The organism is Microcoleus sp. S13_C3 (assembly GCF_036700905.1).
Classification (GTDB): Bacteria; Cyanobacteriota; Cyanobacteriia; order Cyanobacteriales; family Microcoleaceae; genus Microcoleus.
The window spans coordinates 1-14,370 of record NZ_JAUBPT010000190.1 but is presented as its reverse complement, the minus strand read 5'-3'; the positions used below and the strand labels follow the sequence as shown (position 1 = coordinate 14,370).

Here is a 14,370-nt window from a genome sequence, read left to right as displayed (position 1 = left end):
AGGGCATAGGGCATAGGGCATAGGGCATAGGGCATAGGGCATAGGGCATACCTCACCACGCTTGAGAACCGCTATATTTTCACTTAATCCATTACTCCGGACTGTTTTTAAAGAGGGATGCGATGCCTTTGGCAAGCAACGCTTACGCAATAAAGCACAGAAGCGAAAAAAGTGAGTGCAATCTGAACCCAAAATGGACAGAAAAAAATGCGCTATTTTAGGTTAAGCTATAAAATAAGCTATAAAAACACACAAGCTCTTCAGATTGCATTAGGAAGATTATTGAATCCATCTTACAACAAATGCCGGGGATTAGTCAACCCCAAAAGAAGTTTTTAGTCACTTTATTTTCAACGATTTTGCTCGTCCTTTGGCTTGGTCAACTTCACGAATCTCAGTCGTTATAGTTATTTGAGCGAAAAAACCTACCGTCCTCACTTTCTCAAAAGCTTTAACTTTCCAGAATTTAATCAATATTTCCTCGAACGTGCCTTGAATCCTGAACACACAGTCATTGCTGTTATTGATTGTTCTTTTTTAATAAAAAGGGGCAAAAAAACTGACGGCAAAGCTTATTTTTATAAGGGTGTAGCTGGTAAATCGGAACAGGGGTTGGAAATTTATGTTATTTATATTTTCGACGAAATTGAGAGTCGTTTATCTTATAGCTTAAGCGTACAGCAAACTACCTCACGCCCTCAAATAAAGTCGGTGAAAAAAATGCCACCAAATCCGAAGAATAACCACTTAAAAAAAAGTCGCAAAAAACCGGATCCTCAAAGTTAAAAGCTTGATATCACAAGAGTTGATGACTATGCACAACATTTGAAGAATACTCGTTATTTCTTCCCAAGTTCTGTACGTTATTTGGTGGCTCATGGCTATTACTACCGCTCTAAATTCTGGGAGGCTGTGCGGGAGTTAAATTTAAACTTTATTGGTAAGCGATCGAGTTGATGCTAACTTACGCTATAGCGGTTCTCAAGCGTGGTGAGGTATGCCCTATGCCCTATGCCCTATGCCCTATGCCCTATGCCCTATGCCCTATGCCCTATGCCCTATGCCCTATGCCCATGAGTACCTCATATGAGAGATCGAAAGGCTATATCTCTATACAGGTGAACAAAAAAAAGTGGGAGCCCATCGTAAATATGATGGCAAGGTTGACTGCCATGATTTGAGTCGTCTTAAATTTGTTAAATAAATAAAACCGGGAGTTTCATGATATACATTGGTAGTAGGCGAGTTGTTGTTTAAATTGCCAAATTAGCGAAAGCTTGTATCTCTGAGGTTCAAGCCAACGGGACAATCACAAATGCTTTATTATTTAGCACGGATGTTCACCTACCTCCCGAACAAATTGTTGAATATTATCAGGCGCGTTTCCAGAGTGAATTTATTTTTCGTGAGGCCAAGCAATTTACGGGATTGTCTGATTGTCAAGCTCGTCATTTACCACGGCTTAATTTTCATTTTAATGCCAGTCTTATTGCCTTAAATTTAGCCAAACATCAACTCTCCAGTTGTCATTCCTCTACCAAGTCTTTTGTGTTTTAAATGGCCTCTTATAAACATCGGGAATTCAATAAACACCTACTTTGTACCTTTATTGACAAGTTAGATTTAGACCCAGATTTGATTTTAAATCATCCTCATCCTCCTTCAGTCTTGTCTTATGGTACTCTGGCTGCTTAAAAACTGTCCGGAGTATTGTTGAATTCCCCATTCCCAATTCCCCATTCCCCATTCCTAACTAATATGTCTGTTTCTCCTGTTGCCCACAAAGTTATCGGCGTTGCTGCCATCTGGAACGATCGCCAACAAATTTTGATTGACAAGCGCCGACAACATGGACTGCACGGGGGTTTCTGGGAGTTTCCGGGCGGAAAAATAGAGCCTGGGGAAACGATCGAAGCTTGCATAAAACGGGAAATTATGGAGGAGTTGGGGATTGTCGTAGAAGTTGGCGATCGCTTGATTACGATTGACCACGACTACACTAAATTTACAGTTAGACTATACGTGCACCACTGCCGCCACGTCAGCGGGGAACCGCAAACGATCGAATGCGAGGAAATTCGCTGGGTGACACTCGACGAAATTGACCAATTTACTTTTCCCAAAGCAAACGAACAGATTATTGCTGCACTGCGTTCAAGTTGAACTGTTGACACAAAGTAACCGATTTTATAGAAGATTCGGGTAAATCATTGTAAAACCTGGTACTATGGTTGGAGAACAAAAAATACCACCTAGCGATGACCAGATATGTCACACCACGAGAAGCTTGCAAAATCTTGCAAGTCTCAGACAAAACCCTTAGAAACTGGGAGCTTGCCGACAAAATATCAGCAATCAGAACTCCCTCTAACCAGCGACGCTACGACATCGACAGCGTTCTCGGAACCGGACATGACCGAATTACAGCTATCTACGCCAGGGTCAGTAGCTATAAACAGCGCGAAGACCTCGACAGGCAAGTCAGCTACCTCCAAAGCCTCTATCCGCAAGCCAAAGTCTTCAAAGACATCGGAGGCGGACTCAACTTCAAAAGAAAATCGCTTCTTGCCCTTCTGGGACAAGTCATGTCAGGAGACATCTCAACAGTTGTGGTGGGACACCAAGACAGACTGTGCCGGTTTGGTGGCGATCTTATCAAATGGATCTGCGAGCAAAACAATTGCCAACTCATGGTTCTCAGTAGAAACGAGCTGTCTCCAGAACGAGAAATGGTTGAAGATATCCTTGCCATCATCCACGTCTTTAGCTGCCGACTCTATGGTTTGCGAAAATACAAATCTGCTATCAAAGAAGATTCGAGTTTACCCGGAAACCAAGCTAGCAGCGAAGTGGAGGACTTGGATTGCAGCAAGTAGATGGTGTTACAATCAAGCAATTGCTATCCTGAAAGACGAAAAAATTGGTAAGTATGACTTAAGGAAGAAAATAATGGACTCAGCCCCTAGTTGGGTGTCTGAACAACCTTACAATCCGCGCCAAATGGCAGTATTTCAGGCTTTTGAAGCACACAAAGCAGCTAAAAAAACAAAAGGAACGGCAAAATTTAGAAGCCGTTTCGACGCATCTGGGACTATCCGATTTCAAACGTCCAATTGGAAGCTAGGAACTTTTTACCCACTTTCTACTAAGGAACTAACATTCAAGTCATCGGAACCTATTATCGAGGTAATGCAACACGAACCAACACTTAGCTTGATTAACAGGCAATGGTTTATTTGCTATGCAATTGATGCACCAAAAATAAAGCCAATTGAGAGTGATTTGGTTGTCGCGCTAGATCCGGGTGTCAGAACTTTTCTTACTGGTTTTGATGGTAGTGACTTCATCGAAATAGGAAAAAACGATATCGGTCGTATCTATCGCCTAGCAAGGCATCTAGACAAATTAATGTCCCGTATTGGAGTAAGTAAAGGGAGAGAGTTCAAGCGACTAAGGTATTGCCTGCGAAAATCAGCAGCCCCAATCAGGATCAAGATTAAAAACTTGGTCAATGAATTGCATAAAAAAGCTGCTAAATATCTGACAAGCAAGTACAAGTTAATTTTCTTGCCAACCTTTGAGACACAACAAATGGTCAAAAAAGGCCAACGCAGGTTGGCGACTAAAACGGCTAGAGCGATGGTCACGTTGAGTCATTATCGTTTTAAACAAATGTTGAAGCATCAAGCTACCAAGCATGGTGGTGTTGTAGTAGACGTAACGGAAGAGTATACATCTAAAACTTGCTCAAAATGTGGACATATCCATACTAAATTGAGCGGGTCTAAAGTTTTTAAATGTCCAGAATGCGGACATACCCTGGAAAGGGATAAAAATGGCGCTTTCAATATTTTGTTGAAAGCTTTGAGAGATACCTCCTTGACAGGAGAGCTTGCTGCTTTCTCTGTCTTGCCATACACGGTTATTCCTGGCGAGCGTCCGGGATTTACCGGGTTAAATGTATCTGTATACCAGAAGTAGAAGCAAGAAGCCATCTTCCACAAGGGTTTTAGGAATTAAGAACATCCTCACCGTCGGGCGCGGTTGCTGTAATATCAAATTCGGTTGCTACGGACAACGGACAACTGACAACGGACAACGGACAACTGACAACGGACAACGGACAACGGACAACGGACAACTGACAACTGACAACGGACAACTGACAACGGACAACGGACAACTGACAACGGACAACGGACAACGGACAACTGACAACTGACAACTGACAACTGACAACTGACAACTGACAACTGACAACGGACAACTGACAACTGACAGCTAACTTTTATTTTTGGACGGGCAGAGTAAAGTGAAAACAACTGCCTCTATCGGGTACAGAGTCTACCCAAATTTGACCGTAGTGGGCGCGGATGATGCCTTGACACAGAGACAGTCCAATGCCGTAACCGTCTGTTGATTTATCTCGCTGCAAGCGAAAGCTGTCTTCAAAAATGCTCGCGCAATCTTCTTCAGGAATTCCCGGCCCGCTGTTGCAAATACTGACTTGAACTTTGTAAGCGGTGCGGTGGAGAATTGAAAGATTAACAGTTCCTCGGTCTGGGGTGTACTTGCTGGCGTTGTCAAGCAGGTTGACTATGACTTGTTTGATGCGATCGGGATCGGCATAAACCAAGGGCAAATCTGCGGGAATGTCTGTTTCTAAGTTCAGACTTTTCGCCTGAAATTTGTCTTGAAACTGCAAGATTACCTCTTGACAAATCGCCCCCAGTTCGATTCTTTTTGGTTCAATGTGGAGTTGAGCGTTTGTACCCCGGGCTGCTTGCAGGATATCTGTAATCATACGATCGACAATTCGGATTTGGCGGCGGGCTTGTTTCATCAAATGAGCCGCCAGACTCGGTGTCAAACGCGACTTTTCCCCCTCTTTCACCTTCTGACTTGACTCCAAAGTCTCCAAAGCCAAAGATGCGGCTGTCAAGGGATTACGCAAGTCGTGAGCTAGCATCGCAATAATCCGGTCTTTCAACTGCAACTGCTCTTGCAGGTGTTCTTTTTCCTGTTTGAGGCGAAAAACTTCATCGGAAAGCTGCACAAGTTCGGCCGCGCAAGCAACGGAATAGATGGGTTTTGAGTCAGTCAGGGTTCCAGGAATAGCTGGGGCCGACTGTTGCTGAGCTGCGTATTCTTCTACAGAACGCTTCCACCGGGGCCACCAGTGTTCGAGTTGGGCGATTAAATTGCTGCCGGCGAGAGTTTGTCGCGGATCTGGATGAATTTTGAGCAGCGAGGGAGTGGCTACAAGTTTAAAGTGTTCGGCTAAATCGGGCTGTTCTCCTACGTCGATGATTTGAAGCTCAAAGTCGCACTCTGCCTTCAAATCCTTTAGGGACTTGCGGATGTGTCTGGTCTGTTCCCTGGAAGATGAACGCTTGTCTACAAACAGCAAAAGCTGTAAAAGCGGTGCGGAATTGGCCGGCTGTTCGGGAGAACAGTCGGTATCGCTGGTGTCTGGTGTTGGATGGACGCTGTTGAGCTTTTCGATCGGGTGAAAATAATTGAGCATTGCCGAGCCGAGTTATTTCACTTCTACTTTAATTTAATACTTACTTTAGATTTATGCTATTGTCCGATAATTTCATTACAAGCGGGCAGATGATATTTTTGAGATGGAAGAAAAATGAGTCGCTGCGGGTGGTGGTTCAAGTGGCGGCCGCCTTTTTTGTGCTGTGCCTGTTGCTGACGCTGCACCGCTACTACAGCTTTTACGCTACTTACGACCAAGGCATTTTCAATCAACTTTTTTGGAACGGCACTCGGGGTCACTTGTTTGAGAGTTCCCTCTCTTCGGCGTTGTCCACTAATGTGGTTCACCAAAACCAGCTCCCGGAGGTATCTTACTACCGGTTGGGGCAGCATTTCACGCCGGCGCTGATGCTGTGGCTGCCAATTTACTCGCTGTTTCCCTCGCCCGTCACTCTGACTGTGTTGCAGGTGACTTTAATTACGGCGGCTGGAGGAGTGCTCTATGCTCTCGCCAGACACTATCTGGAACCAAAGCTGTCGGCGACAATTGTTGTGAGCTATTACTGCGCTAACGCGGTCATCGGCCCGACTTTGGGCAATTTTCACGATATTTGTCAAATCCCGCTGTATGTCTTTGGCTTGCTGCTGGCGATGGAGAAGCGCTGGTGGCCCTTGTTTGGGATTCTGGCAACTTTAATTTTGGCCGTGCGAGAAGATGGGGGAGTTGTTTTATTTGGCGTCGGAGTTTACCTGATTTTGAGCCGGCGCTACCCGAGGACTGGTTTAGCAGTCTGCATACTCAGTTTTGGTTATATGATCGTCCTGACCAATCTGATTATGCCTTTGTTTTCTGCTGATATATCCCAGCGGTTTATGATGGAGCGCTTCGGTCAATATGCCGAGGGAGATGAAGCTTCTACTCTAGAAATTATTTGGGGAATGGTGAGCAATCCCTGGCGGTTGGTGGCTCAGTTATTTACGCCGTTTTTTGGTAAGATTAAATACCTGCTTGGCCAGTGGTTGCCATTAGCTTTGGTTCCAGCTTTCGCGCCTGCGTCTTGGATGATAGCTGGATTTCCGCTGCTGAAGCTATTTTTAGCGAAAGGAGAGTCGGTGCTGGCGATTAATATTCGCTATGCGATGACTGTGGTTCCCGGGCTTTTTTATGGGGCGATTCTGTGGTGGGCCCAGCGTCAAAAGGAAGAGGATAGAATGGTGAGAGAGGAAAGAATGTTTTTGCGTTTTCCTTCTGCTTTATTTCCTCTGCCTTCATCTTCAAAATTTCGCCGCTTTTGGGCGTTTTGCATCTGCTTGTCGCTATTTTTTACCTTCACTTCTAACCCAAATCGGACTTTTTCTTTGATTTTGCCCGATGCGATCGATCCTTGGGTGCAGGTTCCTCTCGTCAGACAATGGCAGCACGTTTTGCAAGTGCGGCCGCTATTGGCTCAAATTCCTGCGGATGCTAGCGTGGCAGCGACGAATACTATTGTGCCGATTTTGTCAAGCAGGCGGGAAATTCTCCGGTTTCCGATGTTGGAACTCCGCAATGATGCAGGGCAGGCAGTGAAGATGCAATATGTAATTGCCGATATGTGGCAGTTGCAGCAGTATCAGGCTGCGTTTCGCACGGAACGGGGACAGTTGCGGGAGATCGTACCAGCGATCGATCGAATGTCCAAATCTGGAGAGTACGGAATTGTTGGCTTTGAAGACGGTGCGATTTTGATGCGTCAGGGTGCTGTTTCTAATTCTGCATCGGTTGCTGCTTGGACCCGTTTTCGCGGCGAATTGGAGCCGATTTTGAAGAAAGGGTAAGCCGATAGCCACGATCGCCATTTCTGCCCTCAGTGGCTCAAATCTTGAGGAAACCTGTTTTTTTCAGGTAATGGCGATCGAGCAATTTCCTGCCAAAACCAGGTTGAGGCATGATTTTCTGTCTTTGTTGCTGCCAAAAGTCAGGCATTGGGCATCAACTTGCGATCGACTCAAAATTAAGGTTGATGATTATACAATAAATCTGTTAATCCTAAACATTAAGATATATAAAAGCTTTGGAGGGGAGAAAGATGAAAATTTTGGTATTGGCATGGGAGTTTCCTCCCAGAATCGTAGGCGGTATCGCCCGCCACGTATCGGAACTATATCCAGAATTGGTGAAGCTGGGGCACGAAATTCACTTAATTACAGTAGAGTTCGGCCACGCGCCGATGTACGAAGTGGTGGAAGGAATACGTGTGCATCGGGTGGTGGTGGGGCACGCTAGGGACTTTTTTCACTGGGTGGCGAACCTCAACCAAAGCATGGGCCACCAAGGCGGCAAACTGATGCTTGAGGAAGGCCCCTTTGATATCATCCACGCTCACGATTGGTTAGTGGGAGATGCGGCGATCGCCCTCAAGCATACCTTTAAAGTACCGCTAATTGCCACCATCCACGCCACGGAATACGGGCGCTTCAACGGCATCCACAATGACGGGCAGCGCTACATTAACGCCAAGGAAAACGACCTCGCTTACAACGCTTGGCGGGTAATTGTTTGCAGTGATTATATGCGGCGGGAAGCCGAACGGGTACTATCGACTCCGTGGAACAAAATAGAGGTGATTTACAACGGAATTAGACCAGATAAAAAGCCCCGATGGCACGAATTTGACGCGATGGATTTCCGCCGCCATTTTGCTGCTGATGATGAGAAAATTGTCTATTATGTAGGAAGAATTAGTTATGAAAAAGGCATTGGTGTATTTTTGAATGCTGCACCTAAAGTAATTTGGGAAATGGGGGGGAAAGCGAAAATTGTAATTGTTGGTGGCGGCAATACAGACCATCTCAAACATTTAGCTTGGCATTTAGGAATTTGGAATAAGTGTTATTTTACTGGGTTCATGTTTGAGGAACATCTTGACAAATTCCAGACGGTGGCTGACTGCGCGGTTTTCCCCAGTCTTTACGAACCTTTTGGGATTGTAGCGTTAGAAAGCTTTGCTGCAAGAGTGCCTGTGGTGGTTTCGGATGCGGGCGGACTTCCAGAGGTGGTGTTGCACACTAAAACTGGCGTTGTTACTGAGGCAAACAATCGGGATTCTTTGGCCTGGGGAATTTTGGAGGTTTTGAAAAATCCGGGTTACGCGCAGTGGTTGGTTGACAATGCTTATCAGGATTTGGAACGCCGGTTTAGTTGGCCTAAGTTGGCGATAGAAACCCAGTGGGTTTATGAACGGGTGGTGGAGGAAAGGGCTGAGGTTGATTGGTAAGAATGTTGACGGTTGACGGTTGACGGTTGACGGTTGACAGTTGACGGTTGACGGTTGACGGTTGACAGTTGACAGTGAGTCGAATATCAACTTTTTTGGTGCAAATCTTAAGAATTTGTAACACAATGATAGAGACACTCGAACTTACTTTGAGTGCACTCGGAAGATTTAAAGGGAATTAGCATCTTGAATATTTTTAGGGAAATCGATCCCCAACCCAGACGCAGCTTACTGATTTTATTCACCGCAGGCCTGCTATTCTGGTCGAGTTTGGCTTCGCTACTGCCAACTTTGCCGCTGTACGTTCAATTTGTGGGCGGCACAAAACAGCAAATTGGCTTTGTGATGGGTGCATTTGCGATCGGACTTTTGCTATCGAGGCCACAATTGGGCAAAATAGCCGACAGCAGGGGGCGAAAACAAGTTTTGCTTCTAGGTGCGTCAGTCGCTGCGATCGCCCCTTTGGGCTACCTGTTAGCTCAATCTATCCCCTTACTCTTACTTATTCGCGTTTTTCACGGCCTTAGCATCGCCGCTTTTACTACAGCTTACAGCGCTTTGGTAACAGATTTGTCGCCACCAGGAAAGCGGGGCGAATTAATCGGTAACATGAGCTTGGTGAATCCTATTGGTCTAGCAGTTGGGCCTGCTATTGGCGGGTTTGTGCAAGCTTGGGTTGGTTATACTCCTTTGTTTGCGATGTCGGCGGCTTTCGCTGCAATGGCTGTATTTTTTACCTGCAAAATTGCGGAACCTAATTTGGCAGATTTAACAAAATCGCACTCGCTATCTGAGGACAAAAATAGCCAAAAATACTGGGAAATGCTCTGGAATCCGAGAGTGCGGATTCCGGCTTTAGTGTTATTGGTCGTTGGTTTAGTATTTGGAACTTTGAGCACTTTTATGCCTTTGTTTATCCAAGAAACGAAGGCTAATTTGAATCCGGGATTATTTTATTCTACGGCGGCTATCGCCAGTTTCGGTATGCGGTTAGTCACGGGACGGGCTTCGGACAAATACGGCCGCGGCTTGTTTATTTCTGGCGGCTTAATCTGTTATGCCGTATCTATGTTATTGTTGTATTCTGCTAAAAACAGCAGTGCTTTTTTAATGGCAGCTTTGGTTGAAGGTTGCGCGGGCGGTACGGTTTTGCCGATGATGGTAACGCTGATGTCTGACAGGTGCGAACCTCATGAAAGAGGCCGCTTGTTTTCGCTTTGTATTGGCGGATTTGATTTGGGTATTGCGATTGCGGGGCCGACTTTAGGCTTTGTGGCTGAACAAGTTGGCTACAGAAATATGTTTGGTTTTGCGGCTGGCCTCGCTGGCTTGGCTTTGCTGATTTTTATTACTCAGTCTAGCAAGGGCTTGTCTAATTCGATGAAATTTGCGATCGGTCGAGGCAAAGATGTTTATGCCTTGAATCGATGATAAGCTGTGGAGCATTTAAACCAGTAACGAGGCTAGTAGGGTGCGTCAGAAGCGAACCCTTACGCTGAAACGGAAAACCTTAGATGCTGACGCACCTTACGCAAGTCCTTTAAATGCCGAACAGCTTATTACAGAAGCAAGAAGGAAGAGGTTGATTAAAAGTAAGACTTTTTCTGACATTTGCTAACAATCACTTACATTTGCGTTCGGGTCTTCATGTCATATAGAATGAATTTAGCCACTCAGATGTAGGTGAAAAACCTTGGTAGTATGCAACCGCTATATAAATAAGTTGCCTCTACATTATCAAAGCAAATAATCAGATTGGCTAATAGCTGTAAGCGATAACCAAGCTGAAGGCAAGAATATAAGTGCTTGTAGAAAATTCTACGGGCCTCGGTTGATACGCGCAAGGTTAGAGATATGATCTCAACTTATGTATTTGTTAGCAAATGTTAGCAAAAAAGTATCGGCAATCATGGGACTTACCAAAAAACCCGGTTTCTCCCAAAAATCGTGAATCTATGCGACAGATATTGAGGCAGAAACCGGGTTTTTGTTCCCGCGCAGCATTCTGACAAACAGGCAAGATGCCTGTTCCACAAAGAGTGAGTTTTCTGTAAAAGGCACAAATTAAAAAAGTTCTGAGTTTTAAGTCGTGAGTTGAATTAATTTCTTAATTCAAAACTCAAAACTCAGAACTCAGAACTCACAGCTTATAACGTTTTTAAATGGGCTTGGAGGGATTCGAACCCCCGACCTCATGGTTCGTAGCCATGCACTCTATCCAACTAAGCTACAAGCCCCTGTTGAGTTCAGATTTAATCTAAAATTGATTAAGTTCTTTTCTCACAGAATCTAACATTAACACCATTACCAAAATAATGCAAGACCTTTCGCAAACTTTTTCTAAATTGCCCGATCGCACACAGCTAACTCACCTCGACAACAGCGGGGAAGCCCAAATGGTGGACGTTTCGGCGAAGGTACCCACTGTGCGGCAAGCTGTGGCTGCTGGCCGGGTGCGGATGCTGCCGGAGACGTTTGCGGCGATTGAAGCGGGGAATGCGCCGAAAGGTGATGTGTTGGGTACTGCAAGGCTGGCTGGAATTATGGCGGCGAAACAGACTGCACATTTGATTCCTCTGTGTCACCCTCTGCCGCTGAGTAGCGTGGAGGTGCAGGTGATGCCGGATGCTGAGTTGCCGGGGTATCAAATTCGGGCGACGGTGAAAATTAAGGCGGAAACAGGGGTGGAAATGGAGGCGCTGACGGCGGTTTCGGTGGCGGCGCTGACTTTGTATGATATGGCGAAAGGATTGGAAAAGTCGATCGCCATTGAATCGATTCGCCTGGTGAGTAAAAGTGGCGGCAAGTCAGGGGACTATGAAAATGTAGAGGCATAAGTTTCATGCCGAAAGAGGGATGCAGCATTCAAAAAGCTGCACTTATGATTAAAATAGGCACTGAACTACTAATATCAAGTGAAAAACTATGCCTCCTCGTTGGCCCCGCAAACCCGATCGCAACGATCCAGAGTACCGCCGTTTAGATGACCGGATGAATTTTGCTATCCACGTCGGTCTTTTTTCTGCTACCAATTCTGGTTTGTGGTTTGTTCACAATTTGCAAAAAGCTGATTGGCCTTGGGCAATTTCGGTAACGGGTGGATGGACTCTAGTAGTTTTGGCCCACGCGATTTACCATTTTGCGATCGCCGATTATTCGCCCCTCACCAAAGATTCTGGCTAAAGGCAGTTGGCGGCGATTTGTTAAGTCTTTTGATTGATAACAAATAACTTTCGGCTTTTTTGATATGGCTAATACTACACAGGCGATCGAATCCTTAGCAGCCGAAATCGGCGAAAATGTCTACATTGATATTGCCAAGTGGCATTTGTATCTCAATGATGCCCACCTGCATACCGTTGTTGCCCAACAACTTTATTCGATGCTGGAAGATGGGAAGTTAGATGCTGACAAAGTTGCACAAGTTTTGCAAGGAATTCCAGTCAAGTTGGGCGGCGGCAAGCGGGAAGTGCCGCTGGCAGATTTGATTCCGATGCAGTGTCAAGTTCAGTTGATGGATGTGCTTGAGGAATTTCAGCGGAAGATGTAGTAAAGGGCGATCGCCTTTTTTGGTCTTTTTGTACCGAAGGGCGATCGCGCTTTTCTTGATTTCCTAAATCAACCGGAAATTAGCGGATGTAATCGCATTGGCACTCACTCCAAGCATCACACCTAACTCCTCTCCTGTCAAGACATTTTTGATGAGAGTTCCCTGAGTATTTTGAGTTATTGCTAACTGGCTAAAACTCAAACCTCCGCTTAATCCAATCAAGTCTTGACCGATGGTAAAATCAGCGATAATATCAAATCCTTGACCAGTTGTTAAGGCAAAGATATCGTTACCGCTACCGCCAATCAAACTATCATTGCCCAAGTCTCCGTAAAGAATATCATCACCTTGACAACCAGTGAGAGTATCGTTATCTTCGCCCCCGTACAGGGTATCATTTCCTTCACATCCTCCCAGAATATCTGCTGCTTCGTTACCGCTGATAAAATCATTACCTACACCGCCGCAGATGGTATCGGAACCTAACTGTCCAAACAGGGAGTCATCACCTAGACTACCAAGCATTATGTCGTTACCTTTGCCTCCATATAAAACGTCATTATCCTTACCACCATCGATGAAATCATCATCTTTATCACCAAGAATGATGTCATTACCTTCGCGGCCATTGAGGGAGTCATTGCCTTTGCCTCCGAAGATTAAATCGTTGCCCAATTCGCCAAGAACGATGTCGTTTCCTTGATCTCCATAGAGGATGTCGTCACCTTTGCCTCCGGCGATGAAGTCGTTGCCTTGGTTGCCATTAAAGATGTCATTGCTGGCACCACCATATAAGTTGTCATTCCCGGATTTGGCATCGAATATATTGCCGTTGTTAGTGCCGAGAAATTCCTCGTTTTGGGCAGTGCCTATTTGAATTCCCGATACACCAAGTATGGTGTTTTCAACTGCATTGGGTTGGTTTAAGTTGGGATAGGCAATTTGGTCACAAATGCAGCTATCGTCTGGGATGTTATTAGTTGTTGATGTGGGAGTCGGTGTGAGATTACCGAAGATAACGATGTCGCTTGGTAATAGAGAAGTGGCTTTGAGAGAGATGGTTTGACCATTCCCTAAGTTTAATACTAAACCGGAGGGGGTAGATTGTAATGCGGCGATTACTTGTTCAGGTGAGGTGAAACCAAAAGCAGCATCAATTTGTAATTTATCTTCTCCAGAGGTGAAGTCTGAAATTAGGTTTTGTCCACCGACAGTACCAGGAACAGGACTAAAAATGAAGGTGTCATTACCCAATCCTCCGGTGAGAGTGTTGTTACCACCGCCACCATCAAGGATGTCATCACCACCGCCACCACTGAGATTGTCTGGGTTGTTTGTACCGATGAAGTTGTCATTAAAGGGACTACCAATGACTGTAAGGGGTTGAGGGATGTTGCTGAAGTTTTGGGTAACGCCGTTGGGGGAAGAATTATAGTCGAAGTTGTTTTGAGTTGGTGTCGGAATTGGAGTTGGTGTTACTGATGGAGTTGGTGTGACTGATGGAATTGGCGTTACCGATGGAGTTGGTGTTGGCGTTACCGATGGAGTCGGTGTTTCCGATCGAGTCGGTGTAGGAGTTGGTGCAGTATTTACAATTAAATTAACTGGCGTAGAAGCAGTAGAAGTATTACCCGCCGCATCCTTAGCTGTCGCAGTGAAGGCATAAGTGCCATCAGTTAAAGCCGTAGCAGGGGTAAATGTCCAATTCCCAGAGGCATCCGCTGTGGCAGTACCTAGTGCAGTCGTGCCTTGTAAAATGTTAACGGTACTATTAGCTTCGGCAGTTCCCGTCACAGTCGGAGTGCCAGTGGCTGTTGTGCCAGCGGCTGTTGTAATGGTGGGTACTGTGGGTGCAACAGTGTCTACGATGAGATTAACTGGAGTTGAAGCCCCAGAAATATTACCCGCAGCATCCTTAGCTGTAGCAGTGAAGGCATAAGTGCCATCGGCTAAAGCTGTCGGGGGGGTAAATGTCCAGTTTCCCGAAGCATCTGCCGTAGCAGTACCCAAAGGCGTGGTGCCTTGTAAGATGTTCACGGTACTGTTCGGTTCTGCCTTACCCGCGATCGCGCCTTT

The 14,370-nt window shown here is 45.6% G+C and carries 15 protein-coding genes and 1 tRNA gene; 13 read left to right on the top strand and 3 right to left on the bottom strand.

The window, feature by feature from the left end; translation table 11 throughout:
• Positions 1 to 411 precede the first annotated feature (411 nt).
• The 6 genes from QUA16_RS32130 (at position 412) to QUA16_RS32105 (ending at position 4,222) form a co-directional block, all read left to right on the top strand.
• Complete coding sequence (locus QUA16_RS32130; protein ID WP_333108345.1) at positions 412 to 786, top strand: hypothetical protein; 375 nt, start codon at positions 412 to 414, stop codon at positions 784 to 786.
• Positions 787 to 1,257: 471 nt separating this feature from the next.
• On the top strand, positions 1,258 to 1,557 hold the full coding sequence (locus QUA16_RS32125; protein WP_333108347.1) for a transposase: 300 nt from the start codon (positions 1,258 to 1,260) through the stop codon (positions 1,555 to 1,557).
• Between the two features lie 201 nt (positions 1,558 to 1,758).
• Positions 1,759 to 2,163 (top strand): 8-oxo-dGTP diphosphatase MutT, encoded by a 405-nt coding sequence (mutT, locus tag QUA16_RS32120; RefSeq protein WP_333108344.1) that lies wholly within the window; start codon positions 1,759 to 1,761, stop codon positions 2,161 to 2,163.
• A 95-nt stretch (positions 2,164 to 2,258) separates the two neighbouring features.
• A complete protein-coding gene (locus tag QUA16_RS32115; RefSeq protein ID WP_333108343.1) occupies positions 2,259 to 2,876 on the top strand; it encodes an IS607 family transposase in 618 nt (205 codons plus the stop codon).
• Positions 2,779 to 3,981, top strand: a complete 1,203-nt coding sequence (locus QUA16_RS32110; protein WP_333108341.1) for a transposase — start codon at positions 2,779 to 2,781, stop codon at positions 3,979 to 3,981. Before QUA16_RS32115 ends, QUA16_RS32110 begins: the two co-directional genes overlap by 98 nt.
• Positions 3,959 to 4,222, top strand: a complete 264-nt coding sequence (locus QUA16_RS32105; protein WP_333108340.1) for a hypothetical protein — start codon at positions 3,959 to 3,961, stop codon at positions 4,220 to 4,222. The genes QUA16_RS32110 and QUA16_RS32105 overlap by 23 nt, the downstream gene beginning before the upstream one ends.
• Positions 4,223 to 4,288: 66 nt before the next feature.
• On the opposite strand, the gene QUA16_RS32100 is transcribed toward QUA16_RS32105, so the two are convergent.
• Positions 4,289 to 5,527 (bottom strand): histidine kinase, encoded by a 1,239-nt coding sequence (locus tag QUA16_RS32100; RefSeq protein ID WP_333108339.1) that lies wholly within the window; start codon positions 5,525 to 5,527, stop codon positions 4,289 to 4,291.
• A gap of 53 nt (positions 5,528 to 5,580) precedes the next feature.
• Here QUA16_RS32100 and QUA16_RS32095 point away from each other — a divergent pair, with 53 nt between their 5' ends.
• The 4 genes from QUA16_RS32095 to QUA16_RS32080 all read left to right on the top strand — a co-directional run bounded on the left by QUA16_RS32095 (position 5,581) and on the right by QUA16_RS32080 (position 10,362).
• Complete coding sequence (locus QUA16_RS32095; protein ID WP_333237354.1) at positions 5,581 to 7,305, top strand: DUF2079 domain-containing protein; 1,725 nt, start codon at positions 5,581 to 5,583, stop codon at positions 7,303 to 7,305.
• A 251-nt stretch (positions 7,306 to 7,556) separates the two neighbouring features.
• The gene (locus tag QUA16_RS32090; RefSeq protein ID WP_333108336.1) at positions 7,557 to 8,744 is read left to right on the top strand and encodes a glycosyltransferase family 4 protein; all 1,188 of its coding nucleotides are present in this window, start codon (positions 7,557 to 7,559) and stop codon (positions 8,742 to 8,744) included.
• Positions 8,745 to 8,930: 186 nt separating this feature from the next.
• Positions 8,931 to 10,175: an MFS transporter gene (locus tag QUA16_RS32085; protein WP_333108346.1), complete on the top strand. Its 1,245-nt coding sequence runs from the start codon at positions 8,931 to 8,933 to the stop codon at positions 10,173 to 10,175.
• Positions 10,176 to 10,215: 40 nt separating this feature from the next.
• A complete protein-coding gene (locus QUA16_RS32080) occupies positions 10,216 to 10,362 on the top strand; it encodes a hypothetical protein (RefSeq protein WP_333181638.1) in 147 nt (48 codons plus the stop codon).
• A 545-nt stretch (positions 10,363 to 10,907) separates the two neighbouring features.
• Here the strand turns inward: QUA16_RS32080 and QUA16_RS32075 are convergent.
• Positions 10,908 to 10,981, bottom strand: a tRNA-Arg gene (locus QUA16_RS32075).
• Between the two features lie 78 nt (positions 10,982 to 11,059).
• Here QUA16_RS32075 and moaC point away from each other — a divergent pair.
• From moaC to QUA16_RS32060, 3 genes are all read left to right on the top strand, one after another.
• A complete protein-coding gene (gene moaC, locus QUA16_RS32070) occupies positions 11,060 to 11,581 on the top strand; it encodes a cyclic pyranopterin monophosphate synthase MoaC (protein ID WP_333108335.1) in 522 nt (173 codons plus the stop codon).
• A gap of 88 nt (positions 11,582 to 11,669) precedes the next feature.
• Entirely contained in the window at positions 11,670 to 11,927 is a 258-nt protein-coding gene (locus QUA16_RS32065) for a 2TM domain-containing protein (RefSeq protein ID WP_333108334.1), read from the top strand.
• 64 nt (positions 11,928 to 11,991) lie between these two features.
• On the top strand, positions 11,992 to 12,294 hold the full coding sequence (locus QUA16_RS32060) for a DUF3181 family protein (RefSeq protein ID WP_333108332.1): 303 nt from the start codon (positions 11,992 to 11,994) through the stop codon (positions 12,292 to 12,294).
• 63 nt (positions 12,295 to 12,357) lie between these two features.
• Here QUA16_RS32060 and QUA16_RS32055 read toward each other — a convergent pair.
• Positions 12,358 to 14,370: Ig-like domain-containing protein (locus QUA16_RS32055; protein ID WP_333108330.1), on the bottom strand; the 2,013-nt coding region annotated here is incomplete at its 5' end.

Bases quoted from the DNA above. Each gene is read 5' to 3' on its own strand.
- mutT (WP_333108344.1), top strand. From the start codon at position 1,759: ATGTCTGTTTCTCCTGTTGCCCACAAAGTTATCGGCGTTGCTGCCATC.
- QUA16_RS32115 (WP_333108343.1), top strand. From the start codon at position 2,259: ATGACCAGATATGTCACACCACGAGAAGCTTGCAAAATCTTGCAAGTC.
- QUA16_RS32110 (WP_333108341.1), top strand. From the start codon at position 2,779: ATGGTTTGCGAAAATACAAATCTGCTATCAAAGAAGATTCGAGTTTAC.
- QUA16_RS32105 (WP_333108340.1), top strand. From the start codon at position 3,959: ATGTATCTGTATACCAGAAGTAGAAGCAAGAAGCCATCTTCCACAAGG.
- QUA16_RS32100 (WP_333108339.1), bottom strand. From the start codon at position 5,527: ATGCTCAATTATTTTCACCCGATCGAAAAGCTCAACAGCGTCCATCCA.
- QUA16_RS32095 (WP_333237354.1), top strand. From the start codon at position 5,581: ATGCTATTGTCCGATAATTTCATTACAAGCGGGCAGATGATATTTTTG.
- QUA16_RS32090 (WP_333108336.1), top strand. From the start codon at position 7,557: ATGAAAATTTTGGTATTGGCATGGGAGTTTCCTCCCAGAATCGTAGGC.
- moaC (WP_333108335.1), top strand. From the start codon at position 11,060: ATGCAAGACCTTTCGCAAACTTTTTCTAAATTGCCCGATCGCACACAG.
- QUA16_RS32065 (WP_333108334.1), top strand. From the start codon at position 11,670: ATGCCTCCTCGTTGGCCCCGCAAACCCGATCGCAACGATCCAGAGTAC.
- QUA16_RS32060 (WP_333108332.1), top strand. From the start codon at position 11,992: ATGGCTAATACTACACAGGCGATCGAATCCTTAGCAGCCGAAATCGGC.